General features: G+C 66.6%; 20 protein-coding genes. 15 read left to right on the top strand and 5 right to left on the bottom strand.

Translation table 11 applies throughout. From position 1 onward, the window contains the following. Nucleotides 1-148 precede the first annotated feature (148 nt). From ACI1V7_RS13525 to cls, 9 genes are all read left to right on the top strand, one after another. Nucleotides 149-952 carry a glycine zipper 2TM domain-containing protein gene (locus ACI1V7_RS13525; RefSeq protein ID WP_404532267.1) on the top strand — a complete coding sequence of 268 codons (804 nt, stop codon included), beginning with the start codon at nucleotides 149-151 and terminating at the stop codon, nucleotides 950-952. A gap of 173 nt (nucleotides 953-1,125) precedes the next feature. Further along, nucleotides 1,126-1,371 (top strand): hypothetical protein, encoded by a 246-nt coding sequence (locus tag ACI1V7_RS13520; RefSeq protein WP_404532266.1) that lies wholly within the window; start codon nucleotides 1,126-1,128, stop codon nucleotides 1,369-1,371. A gap of 107 nt (nucleotides 1,372-1,478) precedes the next feature. Further along, nucleotides 1,479-1,625 carry a lmo0937 family membrane protein gene (locus ACI1V7_RS13515; RefSeq protein ID WP_170205093.1) on the top strand — a complete coding sequence of 49 codons (147 nt, stop codon included), beginning with the start codon at nucleotides 1,479-1,481 and terminating at the stop codon, nucleotides 1,623-1,625. Nucleotides 1,626-1,733: 108 nt separating this feature from the next. Then, entirely contained in the window at nucleotides 1,734-2,405 is a 672-nt protein-coding gene (locus ACI1V7_RS13510; protein WP_404532265.1) for a YiaD family glycine zipper/OmpA-like lipoprotein, read from the top strand. A gap of 393 nt (nucleotides 2,406-2,798) precedes the next feature. Further along, complete coding sequence (locus tag ACI1V7_RS13505) at nucleotides 2,799-5,648, top strand: TonB-dependent receptor plug domain-containing protein (RefSeq protein ID WP_404532264.1); 2,850 nt, start codon at nucleotides 2,799-2,801, stop codon at nucleotides 5,646-5,648. A gap of 98 nt (nucleotides 5,649-5,746) precedes the next feature. Beyond that, complete coding sequence (locus ACI1V7_RS13500; protein WP_404532263.1) at nucleotides 5,747-6,346, top strand: NUDIX domain-containing protein; 600 nt, start codon at nucleotides 5,747-5,749, stop codon at nucleotides 6,344-6,346. 16 nt (nucleotides 6,347-6,362) lie between these two features. Next, a complete protein-coding gene (locus ACI1V7_RS13495) occupies nucleotides 6,363-6,932 on the top strand; it encodes a DUF3617 domain-containing protein (RefSeq protein WP_404532262.1) in 570 nt (189 codons plus the stop codon). 271 nt (nucleotides 6,933-7,203) lie between these two features. Beyond that, nucleotides 7,204-9,318: a site-specific recombinase gene (locus tag ACI1V7_RS13490; protein WP_404532261.1), complete on the top strand. Its 2,115-nt coding sequence runs from the start codon at nucleotides 7,204-7,206 to the stop codon at nucleotides 9,316-9,318. Beyond that, complete coding sequence (cls, locus tag ACI1V7_RS13485) at nucleotides 9,315-10,745, top strand: cardiolipin synthase (RefSeq protein WP_404532260.1); 1,431 nt, start codon at nucleotides 9,315-9,317, stop codon at nucleotides 10,743-10,745. The genes ACI1V7_RS13490 and cls overlap by 4 nt, the downstream gene beginning before the upstream one ends. Nucleotides 10,746-10,936: 191 nt before the next feature. Here cls and ACI1V7_RS13480 read toward each other — a convergent pair whose 3' ends face one another. From ACI1V7_RS13480 to ACI1V7_RS13470, 3 genes are read right to left on the bottom strand one after another with little or no spacing between them, the layout of a single operon-like run. Continuing rightward, nucleotides 10,937-11,773 carry a metallophosphoesterase family protein gene (locus ACI1V7_RS13480; RefSeq protein ID WP_404532259.1) on the bottom strand — a complete coding sequence of 279 codons (837 nt, stop codon included), beginning with the start codon at nucleotides 11,771-11,773 and terminating at the stop codon, nucleotides 10,937-10,939. 37 nt (nucleotides 11,774-11,810) lie between these two features. Beyond that, on the bottom strand, nucleotides 11,811-12,722 hold the full coding sequence (locus ACI1V7_RS13475; protein WP_404532258.1) for a diacylglycerol/lipid kinase family protein: 912 nt from the start codon (nucleotides 12,720-12,722) through the stop codon (nucleotides 11,811-11,813). Next, nucleotides 12,719-13,486, bottom strand: a complete 768-nt coding sequence (locus ACI1V7_RS13470) for a phosphatase PAP2 family protein (protein ID WP_404532257.1) — start codon at nucleotides 13,484-13,486, stop codon at nucleotides 12,719-12,721. The genes ACI1V7_RS13475 and ACI1V7_RS13470 overlap by 4 nt, the downstream gene beginning before the upstream one ends. A 152-nt stretch (nucleotides 13,487-13,638) precedes the next feature. On the opposite strand from ACI1V7_RS13470, the gene ACI1V7_RS13465 reads away from it, so the two are divergent. The 4 genes from ACI1V7_RS13465 to ACI1V7_RS13450 all read left to right on the top strand — a co-directional run bounded on the left by ACI1V7_RS13465 (nucleotide 13,639) and on the right by ACI1V7_RS13450 (nucleotide 17,367). Further along, entirely contained in the window at nucleotides 13,639-13,851 is a 213-nt protein-coding gene (locus ACI1V7_RS13465) for a hypothetical protein (RefSeq protein ID WP_404532256.1), read from the top strand. 120 nt (nucleotides 13,852-13,971) lie between these two features. Beyond that, entirely contained in the window at nucleotides 13,972-14,982 is a 1,011-nt protein-coding gene (locus ACI1V7_RS13460) for a sulfate ABC transporter substrate-binding protein (RefSeq protein ID WP_404532255.1), read from the top strand. 266 nt (nucleotides 14,983-15,248) lie between these two features. Continuing rightward, nucleotides 15,249-16,286 carry an SDR family oxidoreductase gene (locus ACI1V7_RS13455; RefSeq protein ID WP_404532254.1) on the top strand — a complete coding sequence of 346 codons (1,038 nt, stop codon included), beginning with the start codon at nucleotides 15,249-15,251 and terminating at the stop codon, nucleotides 16,284-16,286. A 43-nt stretch (nucleotides 16,287-16,329) separates the two neighbouring features. After that, a complete protein-coding gene (locus ACI1V7_RS13450; protein WP_404532253.1) occupies nucleotides 16,330-17,367 on the top strand; it encodes an SDR family oxidoreductase in 1,038 nt (345 codons plus the stop codon). Nucleotides 17,368-17,549: 182 nt separating this feature from the next. On the opposite strand, the gene ACI1V7_RS13445 is transcribed toward ACI1V7_RS13450, so the two are convergent. Continuing rightward, the gene (locus tag ACI1V7_RS13445) at nucleotides 17,550-17,987 is read right to left on the bottom strand and encodes a hypothetical protein (RefSeq protein WP_404532252.1); all 438 of its coding nucleotides are present in this window, start codon (nucleotides 17,985-17,987) and stop codon (nucleotides 17,550-17,552) included. Between the two features lie 137 nt (nucleotides 17,988-18,124). After that, nucleotides 18,125-19,144, bottom strand: coding sequence for a porin (locus ACI1V7_RS13440; RefSeq protein ID WP_404532251.1), 1,020 nt, complete (start codon nucleotides 19,142-19,144; stop codon nucleotides 18,125-18,127). Nucleotides 19,145-19,418: 274 nt separating this feature from the next. Between ACI1V7_RS13440 and ACI1V7_RS13435 the strand changes: the two genes are divergently transcribed. Together ACI1V7_RS13435 and ACI1V7_RS13430 are read left to right on the top strand one after the other, a co-directional pair. Further along, a complete protein-coding gene (locus ACI1V7_RS13435; protein WP_404532250.1) occupies nucleotides 19,419-20,753 on the top strand; it encodes an alpha-amylase family glycosyl hydrolase in 1,335 nt (444 codons plus the stop codon). 112 nt (nucleotides 20,754-20,865) lie between these two features. Then, nucleotides 20,866-22,992 (top strand): TonB-dependent receptor plug domain-containing protein, encoded by a 2,127-nt coding sequence (locus ACI1V7_RS13430; RefSeq protein ID WP_404532249.1) that lies wholly within the window; start codon nucleotides 20,866-20,868, stop codon nucleotides 22,990-22,992. Nucleotides 22,993-22,995 lie beyond the last annotated feature (3 nt).

Below are 22,995 nucleotides of genomic sequence, written 5' to 3'. Positions count from 1 at the left end.
TCAGCATAACGGCCGTGCCGAGGCAGGTATGTACGGTGACGCACGGAATGCGGTGTTGTTGCTGGGGACAATGACGCCATACCGGCCCCGGCCGCAGCTCACCATCCCATGAAGCGCGCCGGCCCCAACGAATCGACGAGGACACACCATGGATACGCACCAGACGCCCGCCGCAAGGCCCCGCCAACACCCGCTCCTGATCGCCGCCGCCATCGCGGTGATCCTGTTCTGCGCCATCGGCACCGCCGCCATCATGGGCTGGCTGCCGTCGACCAAGGGCGGCAACCGCGACAACCTGACCGACGCCGACCGCGCCGCCCTGTCGGCCGGCCTGCAGCAGCCGGGCCAGCCGCTGGCCGCGACCGCGCCCGCGCCGGCCTTCCCCGCTGCCTCCGCCGCCTATCCGGCCACCGCGCCGGCACCGGCGCAGGCCTATGCGCCGAACGGCTATCCGGTCCAGCCCGAGGCGCAAGCCTATGCGCCGGGCGCCGCCTACGGTTCCGGCGTCGCCCAGGGCGCCACCGCGTCCGGCTATGCGGACCCGGCGCCCGAGAGCCATCCGAAGGCCAAGGCAGTGGCCGCCAATGACGTCGCCGTCAACGATGGCGCCGAACGCTGGTGCGCCAGCTGCGGCAACGTCGAATCGGTGCGCACGATCACGCACCGCGCCCAGGGCAGCGGCGTGGGCGCGGCCGGCGGCGCCATCCTCGGCGGCCTGCTGGGCAACCAGATCGGCGGCGGCCACGGGCGCCAGCTGGCGACGGTGGCGGGGGCCGTGGGCGGCGCCGTCGTCGGCAACCAGGTCGAAGGCAATATGAAGGCGTCCACCAGCTACGAGATCCGCGTGCGCCTGGACGACGGCACGCTGCGCACCTTCCACCAGAACAGCGCGCCGCGCTGGCGCAACGGCGACCGCGTGCGCATCGTGAAAGGCTCGCTGCGCGCCGCCTGAACCGCCACCGCAGCGCTGGCGTCATGCGCCGCGCATCGCTTCGAACCGGGCTGCATGCCCGGTTTTTGTTTAGGTTTTCGCAATGTGCGGCAGCGCACGGACCTTTACTGCTGAGCAGGTAAGAATAGTTCTACGCTGCAACAATAGCGGACCACTCAACGAAAGGAAGCCACATGAACAGCCTTGCATGGATCGGCATCATCTTCTGGGGACTTCTCGTAACGGGTTTCGGCCTGGCCAGCGTCACGCCGCCGCAGCACGTGCCGGTGGGCGACATGGCCGCGCAGGACATCATCTTCCTGATCGCGGGCGGCCTCCTGACCTGCCTGATCGGCGTCGCCGGCCTGATGGGCTTCATGGGCTGGATTCCCGGCCTGAACGGCGCGGGCATGCACGGCGCGGGATTGCGAAAAGAATAAAAAAAACGTTCTAATGTACGTCAACGAACGGAGCATGATGAGCAGAAAGTGGAAACTGGATTCACGGCAAACGGATCGCCGTTTCAGATAAAAGAGAGGACCCCATCATGCTCTACACCATCGCTGTCATTCTTATCATCCTGTGGCTGCTCGGCCTGGTCACTTCGTACACCATCGGTGGTTTCATCCACATCCTGCTGGTCGTCGCCGTCATCATGATCCTGGTGCGCCTGATCAGTGGCCGAGGCATCTAGCATCACACTCGTAGCGCGTAGTACCGACCGATCCGTTTCGCGGTCGCGCCCTGTAACATGACGGGCGTGACCACGAAACGGATATTTTTTTTCTGGAAGGAGACCACCATGAACACAACCCTGATCCGATCGACCCTGTGCGCCACCGCCCTCGCCGTGGCCGTCAGCGGCTGCGCCGACATGAACGCCACCCAGCGCGGCACCGCCACCGGCGCCGGCGTGGGCGCCGGCCTGGGCGCGATCCTCGGCGCCACGACGGGCGGCGGCGGTGGCGGCCGTGCGGCCGGCGGCGCCGTGCTGGGCGCGGCGGCCGGCGCGGTGGTCGGCAATATCTGGTCCAAGCGCATGGAGCAGCAGCGCCAGCAGATGGAAGCGGCCACGCGCGGCACCGGCGTGCAGGTCTCGCAGACGTCCGACAACCGCCTCAAGCTGGAAATCCCGAGCGACATCTCGTTCGACACCAACCGCTCCGACATCAAGCCGAATTTCCGTCCGATCCTGGACCGCTTCGCCACCACGCTGCAGGACAACCCGGCCACCTACGTGACCATCATCGGCCACACCGACAGCACCGGCGGCGACGGCATCAACCAGCCGCTGTCGCTGGACCGCGCCAGCCACGCGCGCGATTACCTGGCCAGCCGCGGCGTTGCCGCCAGCCGCATCACCGTCGAAGGCCGCGCCGCGCGCGAACCGATCGCCTCGAACGAGGACCCGGCCGGCCGCGCCCGCAACCGCCGCGTCGAGATCTTCGTGACCGAACCCGCGACCCAGGGCTGACCTCCCTCACACCGGGGTCAGAGCCGGGGTCAGAGCCCGGTTTTAGGCAATATCCCAAAAACAATTGGCCTCATGGAGCCGGCATTGGACATACGTCCGATGCCGGCTTTTTCTATTGAGCTGTTTCCAAAAATCGGGCTTTGACCCCGGCTCTGACCCCGGTTTGGTGCAACTCGTCTATACCGTCTCGAATCGCACCAAAGCAGTGCAGTCATTACGCTCATGTATACCCGTTGCATAAAACGTACATTTTTGCGGGGCTTATTTGACGGACATCCCTCATCGATGGTCAGATGCCGCCCTTCGGCCGTCTTGACGAACCGAAATAAAAAGGAGGAACCCGGCATTTCCGCTTCGGATGCGACGGTTCACTGCACAAGTATTGGAGAGATTTTGACTAAGCAATTCGCCGTAAAGCACAGCGTGCTCGCTGTCGCCCTCACCCTCGCTGCGCCCGCACTCGTCCTGGCGCAATCCCAGGAGCCGGTCCAGAAGGTCTACGTCACCGGTTCGAACATCAAGCGCGCCGCCAAGGAAGACTCGTCGCCGATCACCGTGATGTCGGCCAAGGAAATCGCCAGCACCGGCGCCAACACCGTCGCCGAACTGCTGCACTCGATCCCGGCGTTCGGCTCGGGCACGGCCAACGACAACTTCAACGACAACGGCTTCTCGAAGGGCGCCTCGACCGCGTCGCTGCGCAACCTGGGTTCCTCGTCGACGCTGGTGCTGCTGAACGGCCGCCGCATCGCCGCCGCCGCCTACGCCGACCCGAACCAGGGCAAGTCCACCGTCTATGACCTGAACAGCATCCCCGTATCGGCCATCGCCCGCGTCGAAGTGTTCAAGGATGGCGCCTCGGCCGTGTACGGCTCGGACGCGATCGCCGGCGTCATCAACTTCATCACCCGCGACGACTACCAGGGCGCCGAGATCTCGGCCTCGACCGCGGCCAACGATGACGGCGAATTCAACCGCAACAACGTGAACGGCATCGTCGGCTTCGGCGACCTGGAGAAGGACCGCTACAACGCCTTCATCAGCTTCGACCTGTCGAACCGCGGCCAGACCGGCATCAAGGAAGTCAAGGACATCGAGCGCGGCGTGCTGGCCGACGTCAACGCGCGCCTGAACCCGTACGCCAGCTACGTGTCGGGCTCGCCGTTCTTCTTCAAGGAACGCACCCCGGGCAGCAAGAGCTACTCGACCGCGTTCTCGAACAACGCCAACATCGTCAACCGCACCGCTGGCTGCCAGGGCAACCTGATCACCGGCAGCGCGGCAAACAACATCCTGCCGACCTCGATGCTGTACGGCCGCCAGTTCTGCAACTTCGACACCAACGACTACTACGAAGCGCAGAGCAAGGGCAACGACGCCAACCTGCTGTCGAAGATCACCTTCAAGCTGGGCGAGAACGTCACCTCGTTCAGCGAGATCGGCTACACCCGCGTGGAGCGCGAATACAAAGGCCTGCCGAAGACCGTCGCCTCGACCACCCCGACCACCGTGTTCCGCGTGGGCGGCCTGCCGTCCAGCTACCAGCTGCTGCTGCCGGCCGGCCATCCGGACAATCCGTTCGCGACCGGTAACACCGCCACCGCCTTCCGCATGGTCGGCACGGACGGCGGTTCGGAAAACGTCAACGAGACCTACCGCTTCCTGACGGGCCTGAAGGGCACCGTGGGCCGCTGGGACTGGGAAACCGCCTACCTGTACAACCGCACCGAGCGCGAAGACACGGGCCACGGCTACCTGTACCGTCCGGTGATCGACCGCATCGCGACCGAGAACCGCACCATCGCCGCGACTATCGCCGACCCGAACGCCGTGCGCGACGTCGTCAACACGGGCTTCTCGCAAGTCCAGCAGATCGACGCCAAGGCATCGACCAGCTTCGGCAAGCTGGGTGGCGGCGAGATCGGCCTGGCCTTCGGCGGCGAAGTGCGCCAGGAAAAGACCGGCCTGACCTCGGATCCGGAACTGGCCGCCGGTAACATCATCGGCCTGTCGAACTCCGTGCTGAACGGCCGCCGCATGGTCAAGTCGGCCTTCGTCGAACTGCGCACGCCGTTCACCAAGACCTTCGAGATGGACTTCGCGGGCCGCTACGACAAGTACCCGACCGCGCACAGCTTCGTGCCGAAGGTCGGCGCCAAGTGGGAGATGAACGACAAGGTCACCTTCCGCGCCAGCTACGCCGAAGGCTTCCGCGCACCGGCGCTGTCGCAGGTGTCCCCGGGCGGCGTGCAGACCTTCAACAACAACTTCGTCGACCCGATCCGCTGCCCGGACGGCGTCAACCCGGTCAACGGCGCCGACAAGCTGGACTGCGCACGCAGCATCTCGTCGGTCTCGACCCCGAACCCGGACCTGAAGAACGAAGAGTCGAAGAGCTGGTCGGTCGGCACCATCCTGGCGCCGACCCGCAACCTCGACATCCTGGTGGACTACTACAACATCCGCAAGGACAACGAGACGGCCCTGCTGTCGGCTGGCTACGTCGCCGAGCACCCGGAACTGTTCCCGGGCCTGGCGCTGCGTGACGCCAACAACCTGGTCGACGCGAACGGCAACGTGATCCCGAACTCGGGCCAGCTGCTGGCGATCAACCGCACCTTCGTCAACCAGGGCACGACCCAGACCTCGGGCCTGGACTTCGAAGTGGCGCACCGCCTGAACCTGGGCGACAAGGGCCGCGTGGCGACCCGCTTCAACTACAACTACACGCTGCGCTTCAAGCGCATCGAGCGTCCGGGCGAGATCGCGCACGACCTGACCGGCACCAACGGCGGCCTGTCCGACTGGGCGACCACCGTGAACGACATCCCGCGCCACCGCTTCAACCTGTCGAGCACCTGGTCGCGCGACGTGCACGCCGTCACCGTGTCGGCCGACTACGTGTCGTCCGTCTCGCTGCTGCGCCGCTACGACAACGACGTCACCTACCCGGTCCCGTACTGCCACTACGGCGTGGGCCAGCCGGCCGGTGCCTACCAGCTGGGCGGCCTGCCGAAGTTCAGCAACTACAGCAAGGACTGCAACGTCGACGAATGGCTGACCTTCAACGTGGGCTACACGTACACGGGCTTCAAGGACTGGACGCTGAGCGCCAACGTGCGCAACATCTTCGACACCGAAGCGCCGTACGATCCGCGTACCCCGAACGAAGGCTACAACACCCAGCTGCACAACGGCATGGGCCGCTACTTCCGCCTGACCGCATCGTACAAGTTCAAGTAATCACCTGAGCTGCCGTACCTGAAAGCCGCCCGGTTCGCGCCGGGCGGCTTTTTTCGTGGGCAAGAGGTATCCTGCTATACACTGACACAGGAGAACCCATGCCAGACGACGATCCCATCCGCATCGTCCGCGAAGACATCCTTGCGGACCATTACTACACGCTCAAGAACATCACGTACACGCAGCGCCGCCTGGACGGCGCCGTGCAGCAGCAATCGCGCGAAGTCTACGATTGCGCCAGCGGCGCCTCCGTGCTGCTGTACAACCGCGCGCGCCGCACCGTCGTGCTGACGCGCCAGTTCCGCCCCGGCGCCCGCCTGAACGGCCACGACGGCTTCCTGCTGGAAGCGGCGGCCGGCGTGCTGGACGGCGCCGACCCGGCCGAGCGCGCACGCCTGGAGGCGCTGGAAGAAACGGGCTACGCGATCGGCACGCCGCAGCCGGCCATGAGCCTGTTCGTCAGCCCCGGCAGCATCACCGAACGCAACCACCTGTTCGTCGCCGAATACGATCCGGACAACCGTCCCGGCGCCGGCGGCGGCCAGGCCGAGGAAGGCGAGGACATCGCCGTCGTCGAGATGGATGTCGACGACGCGCTGGCCCTCGTCGACAGTGGCGGCATCATCGACGCCAAGACCGTGCTCCTGCTGCTGCACCTGGAGCGCAAGGTGCTGGGCCGCCGTGGCGAAGCATCGTGAATCGAAAGGAAACCCCATGAAACCAGTCTTTACCGCCGGCGCCCTCGCCCGCACCCTCGCCTGTACCCTATTCGCGGCGAGCGCCCTGCCCGCTGCCGCGCAAACCATCAAGCCGGGCCTGTGGGACCTGTCCAGCCAGTTCAGCTCGCCGGACAAGCAGGTGCAATCGGCAATGAACGCGGCCCAGCAAACGATGCAGAACATGTCGCCCGAACAGCGCGCCCAGATGGCGAGCCTGCTGCGCCAGAACGGCGTGCAGCTCGACATCGGCAGCGGCGGCGCCGTGCGCACCAAGGTCTGCGTGACGCGCGAGATGGCCGAGCGCAAGGAATTCCCCATGCAGCGCGGCGACTGCACGCAGAAATACACCCAGCTGACCGGCACCACGGGCAGCATCGCGTTCTCCTGCACCAAGCCGAAAGTCAGCGGCCAGGGCGAGATCGCCATGGTCAGCGATACCAGCTACCGGGCAAACATGCGCGTGACCAGCGAGCAGGGGGGGCAGAGCCAGGTCGTCGACACCAACGTCACGGGGACGTGGGTGGGGGCCGATTGCGGGGGATTGAAACCGACGGGCGCGAAGTAGCGCCCGTCGCCCCTGCGAAGGCAGGGGCCTAATTTCGCATGCGTATCAAACCCCCGTCGCCCCTGCGAAGGCAGGGCCCAATGTCGCGCGGACGATACGCCCGCAGAATTAGGCCCCTGCCTTCGCAGGGGCGACGGGGGCATTGATATACCCGCCGCTTCGTGGCGCCACGCCACGGTGCGCCCCCATCCTTCCTGCTCAGTACGCTGCCGTACAATGCGCCGATGATTCCTCCGCTACACTTGTCTTGTCACGCTGTCAGCCTTCCCTCATGCTCTCGATTCTAGAACGCCTCGACCCCAACAGCGACCGCATCGACCTGCTGGTCGACCTGGTCGACCAGCTGCGCCCGCGCCGTCCCGGCGACGTCGCCTATGCGCGCGCCCAGGTGCGCACGCTGTGCCAGCTGCTCAAGGGGCATCCGGGCCAGGCCTGGGCCTTGCGCCGCTACCTCGTCACGCTCCTGGAAACGCGCCGCCACACGAGCCTGTATTCCGACGTGGGCATCCTGTCCAACGACGGCTTCTTCACGGAACTCAAGAAACGCATCGCCTACCGCGTGCTGCCGCCCGCGCTCGACGAACTGTACCTGTCCGATACCCTCGACCGCCTGCTGTGCCGCGACGACGACCACGCCTGGATCCGCGGCGTGCCGAACGCCGACTGGCTGGAACTGTTCGACGTCATCGCAGCGGCCGCGCCGCCCGGCGGCGGTGCCGACGACTCGCCCAAACGCGCCCGCAACATCATGCTGCGCGGCCTGCTCGACGCGATCCGCACGCTGTCCGCCCGCGTCTGCGCGCTGGGCCTGGAACCGCGCCTGATCCACGCGCGCCGCGAGACCGAGGAAGTCGACTCGCCCTTCCTGATGCAGAACATCGAAGCCAATGCCTACCTGGACGCCTACGCGCGCCTGCTGGCCGGCGAGATCGGCGAGATGGAAGACGCGCGCCACCTGCTCGTCATGCTCGACCAGTGCGAGGAAGTGGTCGGCAAGATCCGCCGCGGCGCGCTGGCGTCCGGCACCACGGTGGCCCTTACTTATTTGCTGGTGGCGCTGACGCAGAGCATCGACCGCCTGCGCAAGCTGCTGTTCCTCGTCGACGTCAGCGGCACGCTGCCGGCCGCGCCGGGCGTCGACCTGGCCAAGGTGACGGGCGATGCGCAAGACGCCGACCTGGAAGCGAGCCCGCGCCGCCGTGCGGCCATCGCGCTGGCGCACGAACTGGCCGAGGCGCACAACACCAAGTACGAGGTGCGCGGCCTGTTGCGCGACAATATCGACTTACTGGCTCGTAACGTCACCGAAAACGCCAGCCGCACGGGCGAGCACTACATCGCCGAGCGGCGCGCCGATCTGCGCGGCATGTTCGCCTCGGCGGCCGGCGCCGGCGTCATCATCGGCTTCATGGCCCTGGTCAAGATCCTGATCTCGTACATGCACCGCGCCCCGCTCATCGAGGCCCTGCTGTACAGCATGAACTATGCGATCGGCTTCATGCTCGTGCACGTGCTGCACTTCACCATCGCCACCAAGCAGCCGGCGATGACGGCCGCCCGCATCGCTGCCGCCCTGCACGAGAGCAGCCACGGCGGCTCGCGCAAGCAGGTCGACATCGACAGCATGGCGGCCCTCGTCAACAAGGTGTTCCGTAGCCAGATCGTGGCGGTGCTGGGCAATATTGCCACCGTAATCCCCATCGCCTACCTGCTCGCCGTCGGCTGGCACTGGGTGTTCGGCAGCCATCTGGTGAACGTGTTCAAGGCGCGCCACCTGATCGAGGACAGCCACCCGTGGGAATCGCTCGCGCTGCTGCACGCGGCCATCGCCGGCGTGTGGCTGTTCGTGTCCGGCCTCGTGTCCGGCTACTACGACAACAAGGCGCTGTACACGCGCATGGGCCGCCGCGTCGAGCAGCTGCGCTGGCTGCGCCGCCTGCTGGGGCGCGAGCGCCTGGCGCTGTTCGGCCGCTACATCGAGGACAACCTGGGCGGCCTGATGGGCAACCTGGTGTTCGGCATCCTGATGGGCATCACGGCCACCGTCGGCTTCCTGCTCGGCCTGCCGCTGGACATCCGCCACGTGACGTTCTCGTCGGCCAATGCCGCGATCGGCTTCGTCGGCCTGGAACAGAACGTCGACCTGGAGACGATCGGCATCACCTTCCTCGGCATCGCGCTGATCGGCATGGTCAACCTGCTGGTCAGCTTCGGGCTGGCCCTGTGGGTGGCGCTGCGTGCCCGCAAGATCCGTTTCCGCCACGGCTTCCGCCTGCTGCGTGCCCTCGGCCGCCGCCTGCGCACGGCGCCGCTGGATTTCTTCGTCGGTCCCCGCGACCTGGAAACGCTCGCGCCCGATCCGGTCCACCAGAGAGGACTCAAATGAACCTCCCGTCGCCGTTCCCCCAATTGCTGCACTGGATGCGGTCCCACCACGGTGCCCGTCCGCTCGCCGCCGTGCTCGCCGTCGGCCTGTGCGCCGCCATCGTCTCGTGCAAGACGCTGCCCGACGTCGAACCGGAGGCGCCGGCGAAGGGCGTGCCCACGATCGCCACGACCAAGGGCACGCTGCCGGCGCAGAAGGCCTCGGCCCTGGTCGCGCGGCGCTGGGCCAATGCGAACGGCGACCTGAAGGCGCTGGCCGTGATGGAGGAACAGGCGACGGGCGTGCCGCTCATCGCCGGCAACAAGGTGACGCTGCTGTTCGACGGCCCTGCGACGATGCGCGCGATGATCGCGGCCGCGCGCACGGCGAAGAGCTCGATCAACCTCGAAACGTATATCTTCGACCCCGACGAGATCGGCACCGAATTCGCTGACCTCCTCATCGAAAAACAAAAGAGCGGCGTGCAGGTCAACATCATGGTCGACGCGGTGGGCAACCTGACCACCCCGCCCGCCTTCTTCGACCGCATGCGCCAGGCCGGCATCCGCGTGCTGGTGTTCAACCCCGTCAACCCGGCCAAGGCCAGGGGCAAGTGGGAGGTCAACAACCGCAACCACCGCAAGCTGATGATCGTCGACGGCCGCGTCGCCTTCACGGGCGGCATCAACATCAGCAGCACCTACGCCAACAGCTCGCTGTTCCGCTCGAAGAACAAGGAAAAGCAGATCAACGGCGACAAGGTCGGCTGGCGCGACACCCACATCCGCATCGAAGGCCCCGCCGTCGCGCCGCTGCAATGGTCGTTCGTGAACCTATGGGTTAGCCAGGAAGGCGGCGAGCTGACGCAGGCGGACTACTTCCCCGCGCTGGCGCCCGCCGGAGACAAGTTCGTGCGCGTGCTGGCGGCGACGCCGGAGCGCGACTCGGAAATCTACAAGTCGCTCGTCACCGCCATCAACGAAGCCAAGGCCTCGATCCACCTGACGGCCGCCTACTTCGTGCCGGACCAGCAGATCGTCGACGCCCTCGTGGGCGCCGCCAAGCGCGGCGTGGACGTCAAGCTGATCCTGCCGGGCGTGTCGGACCACAGCCTGATCCGCTACGCGGGCCAGAACTTCTACGAGCCGCTGATGGCCGGCGGCGTGCGCATCTTCGAGCTGCAGATCGCCGTGCTGCATGCGAAGACGGCCGTGATCGACGGCGCCTGGTCGACGATCGGCTCGGCCAACATCGACCGGCGCAGCTTCATCCACAACTACGAATTGAACGTGGTCGTGATCGACCCGGCGTTCGGGCACGACATGGAGAGCGCGTTCTACGAGGACCTGCGCGATTCGAAGGAGGTGCAGCTGGAGCAGTGGCGGCACCGGCCGTGGATGGACCGGATCAAGGAAACGGTGGCGCGCTTGGGCGAGTACTGGATCTGATCCGGGTAGGCATGGTGGGCACGGGGTGCCCACCCTACGGCGGGATCTGAAAACCGTCGCCCCTGCGCAGGCAGGGGCCCAAGTTTGCATGCTGATCGATAACACGTGAAAATTGGGCCCCTGCCTACGCAGGGGCGACGGTGTGGTGGCTCATCAGGCCCCTGCCTGCGCAGGGGCGACGGCGTGATGGCTCAAATGCCGGCCGCGTACAACCCTTCCGCCTGCTCCGTCCACACATTCCCCGCCCGCATGAACTTTTCCGTCGCCATGACCTGGAACTGCTCGTGCACCGTATCCCACCCATAGCGGTCGACCTCGATGCGCTCGCGCTCGATGCGGATCACGTTGAAGGAATTGACCTCGCCGCGGCCGCGCGTGGACGTCGCCGTGCCGGCCTGGACGACCAGCGCCGCGTATTCGCTGATCTTGTAGCGCGCCTGCGTGTTGCCCGCGTGGCTCAGGTGCAGGTGGCCCGCCATCAGCAGGTCGACGCCCAGGTCCTTGAACACGTCCATCGCCATGCCGGCGCGGTCGACCAGGTCGCTCTCTTCCGAGCCCGCGGGCAGGTCGAACGGGTGGTGGGTGACGACGACGCGGGTCAGCTTCGGGTCCAGGCCCGACAGCGTTTCGCGGATCTTGGCGACCTGCTCCTTGTTGACGCGGCCGTCCTTGAAGGTCAGTGAGCGCGCCGTGTTCACGCCCAGCACGGCGATCTCGTCGTCGATATAGACGGGGTCGAGGTCGTCCGTGATGTAGCGCTTGTAGCGGTCCAGCGGCAGCACGAAGCGGCGGAATACGTTGTACAGCGAGATGTCGTGGTTGCCGGGCACGATGATCTGGGGCTCGGGCAGCGTGTCGAGCCAGGCGCGGGCCTGCTCGAATTCCTCGGACTTGGCGCGCTGGGTCAGGTCGCCGGAAACGACGACGGCCGTCGGGGCGATGCGGTGGACGAGGTCGCGCAGTGGATCGAGCAAGGCGGGATCGACGCGGCCGAAATGCAGGTCGGAAAGATGAACGAGTGTACGCATGGTCTTGGCTTTCGTTTCTGGTCTTGTGACGGATGATTCAGCTTGGTTCCGCCATTGTTGCCGCCGGCACCATCACCGTCAGTGCGCCAGGTCTCACCCGATAACGAAGAGGCGGCTTCATGACCGTCACCTCGCCGTCGGTGGCCACGCGCAGGCGCTGGCGGTGCGTGGCGATGTCCAGCTCGGGTGCGTGCAGCACGTCGAAGTCGTCGCGGTCGCCCAGCTTGCCGCGCAGCGCGTCGAACGCGAAGCGCAGCAGGCCCAGGCGGGTCGGGCTCTGCGCCACGTAGAGGCTCAGCAGGCCGTCGTCGATGCGTTCGCGCTCGCCGATCGCCAGCCCTTCCATCGTGTAGCGGTTGTTGCCGATGAAGACGAAGGGCGTGCGCCGCGCCAGCTGCTCGCCGCCCACCTGCAGGCGCATGGACAGGAAGGGATAGCGGCGCAGCGCCGCCAGCGTGGCCCACAGCGCCGCCGGCCACTTCCCACGGCCCAGGCGGCGCTGCTGGCGCTCGCGGTCGCGCACGATGTCCGGGTACAGGCCGAGGCTGGAATTGTTGAGGAAGATGCGGCCGTTGACCTCGCCCACGTCGACGCGCTTGGGGCGTCCGTCGGCCAGGTTGCGGACGGCCTCGTCCAGGTCGAGCGGGATGCCGAGGTCCTTGGCGAAATGGTTGAGCGTGCCCATCGGCAGCACGCCGAACACGACGTCGGTACCGGCCAGCACGGAGGCCACGGCGTTCATCGTGCCGTCGCCGCCGCCGGCCGCGACCAGGCGCACGCCGCCATCGACGGCGCGGCGGGCGGCCGCGATCATCTCGTCGCCGCTGCCGGCCAGCACCAGTTCGGCGTCGAGTCCGGCGTCGCGCAGGGCGGCGCGCAGGTAGGCCGCCGCTTCGTCGTCATGGCCGTTGCCGGCGCCGCCATTGACGATCACGAGCACGGGCTTCATGCGCCACCCCGCGCCTGGGCCCGCGCCCGTTCGCTCCACGAGGGCTTGCCGCGCGCCAGGCGGCGCCGGTGCAGCGTGGCCACGGCCGTCACGCACACGGACAGCCAGGCGGCCCCTTCGAGCATGGCGGCCAGCACGTCGGACAGGTAGTGGGCGCCCAGGTACATGCGCGACAGCGCCACCAGCGCCACCATCGCGCAGGCGCCCAGCACGACCAGGACGCGCAGCGCCCGTCCGTGCACGCGCCGCACCAGGTAGCAGGCCAGCAGGCCGTAGAACACGGTGGCGGCGGCCGTGTGACCGCTGGGGAAGCTGTAGGTGGCGAGCGTGAGCAGCGGATCGTCGAAGCTGGGCCGGGCGCGCTGGAACACGTGCTTCAGCGCGACGTTGAGCAGCATGCCGCCGGGGATCGCCGTGACGGCCACGAGCAGCCAGTAATGGGCGCCGCGGCGCCAGAACCACAGCGCCAGCAGCACGCCCATGATGCTGGAACCGACGATGCCGTTCCAGTGCGTGATGAAGAACATCACCTGGGTGAACACGGGGTGGGCGCGCTGGTGGAACCACTGGGCCAGCTGGGCGTCGATGACGGTGATGGTGTCGCCCTCGACGACATCCTCGGCGAGCTCGCCGAACACGAAGCCGGCGAACAGGATCAGGCAGATGCCGATGGTGAGGTGCAGGCCCATCTCCCCTTCGGGAGAGAAGCGCGCCGCCAGGAACGCGCGCAGGCGCTGGTGCAGGGTGGGTGATGTGATGGACATGGGCTCTACATGTGGCTTGCTGGCAAAAAAACCACAATTTCTTTTCTGGACTGTTTTTTTATACAGTAGCTGTGGATTTATACAGTAGTTGTGCTATTCTTTATTCACCTGAGCAACACATCAAAACACTCTACTCGTTGAAAGGGATCATCATGACCACTCTGAACAGCTCCTTCGGCCTGGAATATGCCCCTACGCCTTTCCTGGTGCGCATCGGCCGCCGCGAAATGCTCGTGACCCGCGATTTCCGCAAGCGCTTCTACCCGGTCAACCCGATCATCGAGTGCGATACCGGCGTCGAGCCGGGCCACGTGGAAGTCCTGCTGTTCAAGCGCTGGCTGCTGATCCTCTCGAAGGGGCGTTGAAAGTCGGACGCTGGTGGTCGCGGCTAATGTCGCGGACTGCATAAGGTTCATCGTTTTCATTCGTTTTCTTTCGCTCTGCAGGAACCTACTCTATGGGCTCCCCTTCCCCGAAAGAAAACGATGTTTCATAAAAAAATCACTGCCGCACTGGCCGCCGTCGTCCTCTTCGCACAGTCGGCCGCCTTTGCGGCCGACATCACGCTGCTGAACGTCTCCTACGACCCGACGCGCGAGCTGTACCAGGACTTCAACCAGGCCTTCGCACGCCAGTACAAGGCCAAGACGGGCGATAACGTCACCATCAAGCAATCGCACGGCGGATCGGGCAAGCAGGCGCGCTCCGTGATCGACGGCCTGCAGGCCGACGTCGTCACGCTGGCGTTGGCCTACGACATCGATGCTATCAGCGAACGTGGCCTGATTGCGCACAACTGGCAAGGGCGCCTGGCCCACCGCAGCACGCCGTACGCGTCGACCATCGTGTTCCTGGTCCGCAAGGGCAATCCGAAAGGCATCAAGGACTGGGCCGACCTCGTCAAGCCGGGCGTATCCGTGATCACGCCGAACCCGAAGACCTCCGGCGGTGCGCGCTGGAACCACCTGGCCGCCTGGGGCTACGCCCTGCGCCTGCCGGGCGGCAGCGAAGCGACGGCACGCGACTACCTGGCCAAGCTGTACAAGAACGTGCCGGTGCTGGACTCGGGCGCGCGCGGCGCCACCACCACCTTCGTCGAGCGCGGCATCGGCGACGTGCTGATCGCCTGGGAAAACGAGGCGCTGCTGGCCGTCAAGGAACTGGGCCCGGACAAGTTCGAAGTCGTCGCCCCGTCCGTCTCCATCCTGGCCGAGCCGCCGGTGGCCGTGGTCGACAAGGTCGTCGACAAGCGCGGCACCCGCGCCGTGGCCGAAGCCTACCTGCAATACCTGTACACGGCCGAAGGCCAGAAGATCGCCGCCAAGCATTATTATCGTCCGCTGGTCGAGCCGTTCAACAAGCAGTACGCGGCGCAGTTCCCGAACGTGAAGCTGTTCACCATCGACGAGGTGGCGGGCGGCTGGACGAAAGCGCAGAAGGCGCACTTTGCGGATGGGGGGCTGTTCGACCAGATCTATCAGCCGGGTCGCAAGTAATCGAGTCAGCCGTAGCACCGTCGCCCCTGCGCAGGCAGGGGCCTAATTTTGCTTAACGGTTGCGCGAGCGAAATTGGGCCCCTGCCTGCGCAGGGGCGACGTGCGTTTGACGATACCTTGTAAATCGCTACCAAAATCACCATCTTGTAAAAAATGACTTGAAATCCGCGGCTGGGCCACGATTGTCTAAACAATCAAGCCTGGCCGTTCGGATACGCATGCCGCGTGCCGCCGGCCGTCCTCCAACCCACGAGAAGGAGCAAGTCATGGCAGTGCAACTACGTAAGCTCGACGAACAAGTCGTCGTCATCACCGGTGCCACCAGCGGCATCGGCCTCACGACGGCGCGCCAGGCGGCCGAAGGCGGCGCCCGGCTGGTGCTGGCGGCCAGGAGCAGCGATGCGCTGGACCAGCTGGCCAGCGAGCTGCGCCGCACGGGCACCCAGGTCGCGACCGTCACGGCCGACGTCGGCAAGGCCGAGGACGTCGAGCGCATCGGCCAGGCGGCCATGCAGCGCTTCGGCCGCATCGACACCTGGATCAACAATGCCGGCGTCTCCATCTTCGGCCGCAACGAAGACATCCCCGTCGAAGACATGCAGCGCCTGTTCCAGACCAATTACTGGGGCGTGGTGCACGGCTCGCTCGAAGCCGTCAAGCACATGAAGACGCGCGGCGGCGGCGCCATCATCAACCTGGGCAGCGAACTCTCGGACCACTCCATTCCCCTGCAGGGCATCTATGCCGCGTCCAAGCACGCCGTCAAGGCGTTCACCGACTCGCTGCGCATGGAGCTGGAAAAGGACAAGGCGCCCATCTCCGTGACGCTGGTGAAGCCGGCCGGCATCGAGACCATGTTCGTGCCGCACGCGCGCAACTACATGGACAAGGAACCGGCGCTGCCGAAGCCCGTCTACGCGCCGGAGCTGGCGGCCAAGGCCATCCTGTACGCGGCCCAGCACCCGAAGCGCGACGTGTTCGTGGGCGGCGCCGCCAAGGCGCTGTCGAGCTCCAACTTCGCCATGCCCGGCGTGATGGAGCGCTTCCTGCGCGCCACCATGTTCTCCCAGCAAAAGTCGAAGCAGGCGAGCGCGCCGAACCGCCGCGACGCCCTGTACGAGCCGGATCCGCGCAGCGAATTGCGCCAGCGCCAGGATGCGTCGAAGCCCGTCATCGAAACCTGCGCCTACACGTCGGCCGCGCTGCGCACGCCCAAGCTGCTGCCGCTGCTGGTCGGCGGGGCCGCCCTGTTCGGCGCCTGGAAGCTGGCGCGCCGTCCGGGCGGGCTGCGCTCGGCGTTCTAGGACAGCGTGCCCACCGCCTCTCAAAGACAACGAAGGAACCATCATGGCCAAGAAGCTCAAGAAACTCGACCAGCAAGTGATCGTACTGACCGGCGCCACCAGCGGCATCGGCCTCGCCACCGCGCGCATGGCCGCCGAGGCGGGCGCGAAGCTCGTCCTCGTCGCCCGCGACGGCGACGCCCTCGACACCCTCGCCCACGAGATGCGCCAGCGCGGCGTGGAGGTGGCGACCGTGGCCGCCGACGTCGGCGAGACGGCGGACGTGGAACGCATCGGCAAGGAGGCCATCGCGCGCTACGGCCGCATCGACACCTGGATCAACAATGCCGGCGGCAGCGTCTACGGCACCAACGAGCAGGTGCCGCTGGCGGACATGGAACGCGTGATGCAGACCAATCTGTGGGGCTGCGTGAACGGGTCGCTGGAAGCCGTCAAGCGCATGAAGGCGAGCGGCGGCGGCGCCCTGATCAACGTGGGCAGCGAAGTGTCGGACCGCTCGATCCCCCTGCAGGGCACGTACGCGGCCTCCAAACATGCGATCAAGGCGTTCACGGAATCGCTGCGCATGGAACTGGACAAGGAAAACGCGCCGATCTCCGTCACGCTGGTCAAGCCGTCCGCCATCGCCACGCCGTTCGCCGAGCACGCGAAAAACTACATGGAGCACGAGCCGGCCCTGCCGCCGCCGAACTACGCCCCGGAAATCGTTGCGGAGGCGATCCTGCACGCGGCCGTCAAGCCGGAACGCGAGCTGTTCGCGGGCGGCCATGCGAAGGCGGCCTCCGTGCTGGGCGGCCTGCTGCCGCGCGGCATGGACCGCTTCATGCGCGGCACGATGTTCGACCAGCAGCAGTCGGACAAGCCGAGCCGTGCGGGCCGCAAGGATGCGCTGCACTCCCCCGATCCGGCGCAGGAACTGCGTTCGCGCAACCGTTCACCCGCGCATGTGAGCGAGTCGAGCCCGTACACGGCGTTCGAGCTGAAGCCGGCGTCGCTGAAGGCGGCGCTCGTCGGTGGCGTGCTGCTGGCGGGATGGGCGCTGGCCGGGCGGCCGGGGTTGCGCAAGACGTGGAAAGCGTGACGGGTTGATCTGGCGGTGGCCGGTGGGCACATGGTGCCCACCCTACGATTGCATCGGTCGGCCGATACGGATCGTGCCGCCTACGTAGCGTGGGCACCACGTGCCCACCATCACGTTCGCATGGATACAAAAAGGGCCGTCCGGCGCATGCCGAACGGCCCTTTCTGTTAGCGCATACCGGATTACTTGCCCGGCGCCGGACCGCGGGGCGGTTCGCTGCCGAGGAAGTCGACGTCCTCGTCCGTCAACGGCAGGTCCGGAATCGATTCGATGTGGTCGGTGTCGATGTCGGCGCCATCCTTGACGACCGTGTCGCGGCCGGCCGCGGCGCGCTCGCCCGTGCCGCCGTAGTCGCTGTCGCCGTCGAAGTTGGCGTCGCCGACGTCGGGGCCGGCGCTGTCGTGGGCATAGCTTTCCTCGTTGTCCGAGGTCGTGCCGCGGTCCAGGTCGAGGGTCTGGTCCTCGTCCAGGTTGGCGGCAAAGCCGGGGCCGCCGACGACGTCGCTGCCGGAATCGGAGATATCGCTCGGGCCGAGCGAGTCGATGCCGTGGCCTTTGCCGAGGCTACGGTCTGGTGCTTCCGGGAAGTTATCCGGATCAAGTGTGCTCGTGCCAGTCATGATGTTGTCCTCCATGGTGATGCCAAAAGAATACGAGTACAGGCTACCCGCTTTCGCGATTTCGCGGCGCAGCGCTGTTTCCCGAAGAAAGAAGATTGCCGGCGACCTTCCATTTGCCGGCGCCTTCGCGCGCCGGCTCAGAAAGCCCGGCGCATGCCGATGTTGACCGCCGAGCTGCCGTTCAGGCGCGACGCCCCGTCGATCGGGATGCCGGCGCTGTTGGTGTTGACGGTGTGCGAGAACGCGGCGTAGAAGTCCGTCTTGCGCGACACCACGTAGCTGGCGCCGATGGCGAACTGGTTGGCGTCGCGGTTGGCCAGGTCGCGGTCGTTCTTGTGGATAAACGAGGCGAGGAAGGTGACCTGGCGCGTCACCGGCACCGCCACGCCGGCCAGCGTGTCGCGGCTATCCGTCGACGAGGTGCTGGCCACGCCGGCGCTGTACGGATTGTCCGGGTTGTACAGCGGCGAGTTGCCCCAGCCGCGGTTGGCGGCATAGGCGGCGTAGGCCGTGCCCCAGCGCGTGCGCAGGTTGGCGGCGATGATGGAATTCTTGGCGGCCATCGTGTTGCCCACCAGGTTGTACAGCTGGACCTGGGCCACGTGGCGGTTCTGGTGCGCCGCGCGCAGCGACAGCGGGCCGAGGTCGTAGCCGACCGTCATGCCCCAGGCGCGGTTGGCGAGCGAATTGCCGCCCAGGCTGTCGACGGTCCAGGAAGCGTCCGTCGACACGCCGCTCATGCGGCTGCTGTAGTAGCGCACGTCGCTGTTGACGGGTGTGCCGCTGGGGTTGACGAGGTTGCTGGCCTGTCCTCCGGTCCCGGTGTGGAACAGGTCGCCGACGTCGGCCTGCGTGAGGTACTCGAGGTTGTACTGGCGTCCCAGCGTGAACTTGCCCGGACCGTCGCCGGGACCGAAGCCGCCCAGGCGTCCGTAGACACGGCGCGGCACCTGCTGCCCCGGCCAGTCGGCATGGGTGGCGGTGGCCGGCGTGCCGGTGAACACGGCGATGTCGTGCCCGCCCGGCGTCTCGCCGACATAGTGGAGTTCCCCGGCGTCGATGACGGCCGGGCTCGTGGTGTCCTGGGCGCAAGCGTGTCCACAAGCGAGCGTCGCATAGCCACCCAGCGCAACGCACGCAACGAAAGCCTTGTTCATGATGAGTTCCTCTTTAGGCTAACGTTATCCTCTCGTTTGGCGGTCTTATCTGTCCAATATCGCACAATTCGAGGGCATATTTACCTCGTGTTTTTGTCGGCTAATTCCGACGCGCCCGCCACAGCGACAGCGACAGCGACAGCGACATTCTTGCCGATTGCTCAGCAGTAAGCCCCTCTCCAAGAGCAGGCAAAACGCTTGCGTTCATGCAGCTCGCGTACCTAAACTACAGGCAGGGGAGGCAGTTCGATCGCCTTACTCAAGGAGACAAACGATGACGCGACGGTTCGGACGTACCCTGACTACAATTACCCTGGCGCTTGGGCTGGCTGCTACCAGCATCCTGTCCGCCCATGGCGCCGCCCCCGCCGCGGCCCCCATGCAGCACGTGGAATGGTCGCGCAGCGCCAACATCTACGAAGTGAATATCCGCCAGTACACGCCGGAAGGCACGTTCAAGGCCTTTGCGCAGCACCTGCCGCGCCTGAAGAAGATGGGCGTGGACATCCTGTGGCTGATGCCCGTGCAGCCGATCGGCGAAAAGAACCGCAAGGGCACGCTGGGCAGCTACTACGCCGTGCGCGACTACACGGCCGTCAACCCGGAATTCGGCACGCTGGCCGACCTGAAGGACCTGGTACGGCAGGCGCACGGCCTGGGCATGCGCGTCATCATCGACTGGGTGGCAAACCACACTGCCTTCGACAATCCCTGGACCGTCGCCCACAAGGACTGGTACCTGAAGAACGACAAGGGCGAGCTGTATCCCGTCACCTACACGGACGGCGCCGAACCGGAATACTGGACCGACGTGACGGGCCTGGACTGGCGCAACCGCGACCTGTGGAAGGGCATGACGGAAGCGATGCTGTTCTGGGTGCGCGAGACCGACATCGACGGCTTCCGCTGCGACGTCGCCGGCAAAGTGCCGACGCCGTTCTGGAACGAGGCGCGCGCCGCGCTGGAGCGCGTGAAGCCCGTCTTCATGCTGGCCGAGGCGGACAAGCCCGAGCTGCACGAGCACGCGTTCGACATGACCTATGGCTGGGACACGAAGGACATCTTCAAGGACATCGCCAAGGGCAAGGCCGACGCGCGCACCCTCGCCGCCTTCATCGCGCATCCGCCGAAAACCTTCCCGCCGGGCGCCTACCGCATGCGCTTCACCACCAACCACGACGAGAATTCCTGGTCCGGCAGCGACGTGGAGCTATACGGCCCCGCCTTCAAGGCGATGGCCGTGCTGGCCGCCACGCTGCCGGGCATGCCCCTCATCTACGGCGGCCAGGAGTCGGGCCTGGACAAGCGCATCCAGTTCTTCGAGAAGGATCCGATCGCCTGGAAGGACTACCGCTACGCACCGTTCTACGCCGAGCTGCTGAAGCTGAAGCACGACAACCCGGCCTTGTGGAACGGCCAGTACGGCGGCGCCGTGCAGGTGCTGGACACGGGCAACGACAAGGTCTTCGCGTTCCGCCGCCACCGCGACCACAACGTGGTGCAGGTGGTGGTGAACGTGTCGAACGCGGCGCAGCGCTACACGCTGCCGGGCGCGCCGGAACAGACGCTGGGGCCGTGGGAGTACGGGATCGGCAAGCAGACGCGCTGACGATTGCGCCGGCCGGTTCGTCACGGCGTCGGGAGCATTCGTCCCATCGATGTCCTGGCGCCGCGGCAGATGGTGAATAATCGCATGGTCCGCATTTCCCACGACCGCCTTTATGCGCAACGCCCGCTCCGCCGCCCTGCTCTTCCTCACGCCCGCCTGCCTGCACGCCCAGACGGCGCCGCAGCAGCAGGTCGTCATCAGCGCCAGCACCGACGTGCAGCGCGCGCAATCGACGACGACGTCCATCGTCGTGGGCCGCGACGAGCTGCTGCGCCACGGCGATGCCACGCTGTCCGACGTCCTGAAGCGCCAGCCCGGCATCACCGTGGACGCCAGCCCCGGCAAGCCGGCCGCGATCCGCATGCGCGGCATGGGCGGCGGCTACGTGGCGATCCTGCTGAACGGCTTGCCGGCGCCGGCCGGGTTCTCGCTGGAGTCGCTGAACCCGGATGCCATCGAACGCATCGAGATCGCCCGCGCGCCCACGGCCGAGACGAGCAGCCAGGCCGTGGCCGGCACCATCAACGTGATCCTGCGCCGCGCAGGGCCGGGCAAGGATGGTGCGGCGAACGAGATCAAGGTGGGCAGCGCCGTCGTCGACGGCTACGTGGCGCCGCAACTCATTGGACAGCACAGCGGCCGCGCCGGGACGCTGGCCTACACGCTGTCCGCGACGCTGCGGCGCATCGAAAATCCGGTCACGGCCGTCACGACGGAAACGGGACAGGATCCCTCCCTGCTGCGGCGCACCGCGTGGTTCGACCACCAGGTGGGAGACTTGCTGGAACTGGCGCCGCGCCTGTCCTGGACGCCGAACGCACGGGACACGGTGACGTCGCAAGCCTATGTGCGCAAGCGCCGGATCGACAACGCCAAGCGCGAAACGGAAACGACCCTCGTCGGCAGCCCCACCGCCTTCCCGCGCGCGAACCAGACCTACCAAGCGGATCCCGAGCAGGCCTATGCGGACGTCACGTGGGCGCGCAAGCTCGATGGCGGCGCGCGCCTGTCGACCAAGTTGTCCGGCTTCCGCACGCAGAGCGACGCCGACTTCGTCTACCGCGGATCGAGCCTGGCGGACGTGCTGCTGCAGACGAACCGCGTCGCCTCCGGCCCCACCGAGCGCGAATGGACGTTCAATGGCACCTGGCGCAAGCCACTGTGGCGGAATCACGCGCTGGCGGCGGGCTGGGAGGTCGGCCGCAAGCAGCGCACCGAATACCGCAACGAGCGCCAGGTCGACGCCGCCGGCAAGCTGCTGCTCGCCAGCGACGAGGACTACCGCGCCACCGTGGCAAGGACCGCCTTCTTCGTGCAGGACGAATGGGACATCGACGCCGCCTGGTCCGCCTATGTGGGCCTGCGCCGCGAAGACCTGCACACGACGGGCGAAGGCAATGCCCATGCGGCAGTGGACGTCGACGCCGGCGCCTGGAGCCCCATCCTGCAGGCGCTGTTCAAGCCGCAGCGTCCGGAAGGCGACACGGGCCCGCGCGACCAGTTCCGCTTCGCCGTCAGCCGCACCTATAAAGCGCCGAACATCGTGCAGCTGATGCCGCGCCGCTACACGGTCGACAACAACAACGGCCCGACGAACCCGGACCAGCAGGGCAACCCGAACCTGCGGCCGGAACTGGCGCTGGGCATCGACCTGGCGTGGGAACGGTATATCGGCAAGGACGGCATGGTCAGCGTCAGCCTGTTCCAGAAGCGCATCCACGACGTGACGCTGTACCGCACCTACGAGGACGCCGGCACGTGGATCTCCACGCCGGACAATACGGGCGGCGCCACCGTGCGCGGCGTCGAGTTCGAGGCGAAGGGCACGCGCGGCCCGCTGTCCGCGCGCATGAACCTGGCGCGCAACTGGTCGCACGTGGATGCGATACCGGGCCCCGACAACCGCATCGAGGGACAGGCGGCCTACAGCGGCAACGTGGGCATCGACTGGACGCCGAAAGGCAGCCGCGTCGATGCGGGCGGCACCTACACGTACCGCGGCCCCGTCATGAGCCGCCCGGGCGCCCTGTTCCTCAGCGACGACGGCATCAAGCGCCAGCTGGACCTGTACGCCGTGTGGAAGCGCGACGCGACGTCGCGCCTGCGCCTGTCCGCCTCCGACCTGCTGCACCAGGACTACCGCGAAAGCTATGCCTACCTGGGCGCCGGGCCCGTCACCCGCACGACGCTCTGTCGCACGCGCACGACGTGGCGGCTGGTGTGGGAACAGTCGCTGTAACGC

Origin of the sequence: Massilia paldalensis (assembly GCF_044901715.1) — a bacterium.
Classification (GTDB): domain Bacteria; phylum Pseudomonadota; class Gammaproteobacteria; order Burkholderiales; family Burkholderiaceae_D; genus Telluria; species Telluria paldalensis.
The sequence above is the reverse complement of the archived record's forward strand: the minus strand, read 5'-3'. Positions and strand labels throughout refer to the sequence as shown.

Coding starts and splice junctions, on each gene's coding strand:
- ACI1V7_RS13525 (WP_404532267.1), top strand. CDS start 149: ATGGATACGCACCAGACGCCCGCCGCAAGGCCCCGCCAACACCCGCTC.
- ACI1V7_RS13520 (WP_404532266.1), top strand. CDS start 1,126: ATGAACAGCCTTGCATGGATCGGCATCATCTTCTGGGGACTTCTCGTA.
- ACI1V7_RS13515 (WP_170205093.1), top strand. CDS start 1,479: ATGCTCTACACCATCGCTGTCATTCTTATCATCCTGTGGCTGCTCGGC.
- ACI1V7_RS13510 (WP_404532265.1), top strand. CDS start 1,734: ATGAACACAACCCTGATCCGATCGACCCTGTGCGCCACCGCCCTCGCC.
- ACI1V7_RS13500 (WP_404532263.1), top strand. CDS start 5,747: ATGCCAGACGACGATCCCATCCGCATCGTCCGCGAAGACATCCTTGCG.
- ACI1V7_RS13495 (WP_404532262.1), top strand. CDS start 6,363: ATGAAACCAGTCTTTACCGCCGGCGCCCTCGCCCGCACCCTCGCCTGT.
- ACI1V7_RS13490 (WP_404532261.1), top strand. CDS start 7,204: ATGCTCTCGATTCTAGAACGCCTCGACCCCAACAGCGACCGCATCGAC.
- cls (WP_404532260.1), top strand. CDS start 9,315: ATGAACCTCCCGTCGCCGTTCCCCCAATTGCTGCACTGGATGCGGTCC.
- ACI1V7_RS13480 (WP_404532259.1), bottom strand. CDS start 11,773: ATGCGTACACTCGTTCATCTTTCCGACCTGCATTTCGGCCGCGTCGAT.
- ACI1V7_RS13475 (WP_404532258.1), bottom strand. CDS start 12,722: ATGAAGCCCGTGCTCGTGATCGTCAATGGCGGCGCCGGCAACGGCCAT.
- ACI1V7_RS13470 (WP_404532257.1), bottom strand. CDS start 13,486: ATGTCCATCACATCACCCACCCTGCACCAGCGCCTGCGCGCGTTCCTG.
- ACI1V7_RS13465 (WP_404532256.1), top strand. CDS start 13,639: ATGACCACTCTGAACAGCTCCTTCGGCCTGGAATATGCCCCTACGCCT.
- ACI1V7_RS13460 (WP_404532255.1), top strand. CDS start 13,972: ATGTTTCATAAAAAAATCACTGCCGCACTGGCCGCCGTCGTCCTCTTC.
- ACI1V7_RS13455 (WP_404532254.1), top strand. CDS start 15,249: ATGGCAGTGCAACTACGTAAGCTCGACGAACAAGTCGTCGTCATCACC.
- ACI1V7_RS13450 (WP_404532253.1), top strand. CDS start 16,330: ATGGCCAAGAAGCTCAAGAAACTCGACCAGCAAGTGATCGTACTGACC.
- ACI1V7_RS13445 (WP_404532252.1), bottom strand. CDS start 17,987: ATGACTGGCACGAGCACACTTGATCCGGATAACTTCCCGGAAGCACCA.
- ACI1V7_RS13440 (WP_404532251.1), bottom strand. CDS start 19,144: ATGAACAAGGCTTTCGTTGCGTGCGTTGCGCTGGGTGGCTATGCGACG.
- ACI1V7_RS13435 (WP_404532250.1), top strand. CDS start 19,419: ATGACGCGACGGTTCGGACGTACCCTGACTACAATTACCCTGGCGCTT.
- ACI1V7_RS13430 (WP_404532249.1), top strand. CDS start 20,866: ATGCGCAACGCCCGCTCCGCCGCCCTGCTCTTCCTCACGCCCGCCTGC.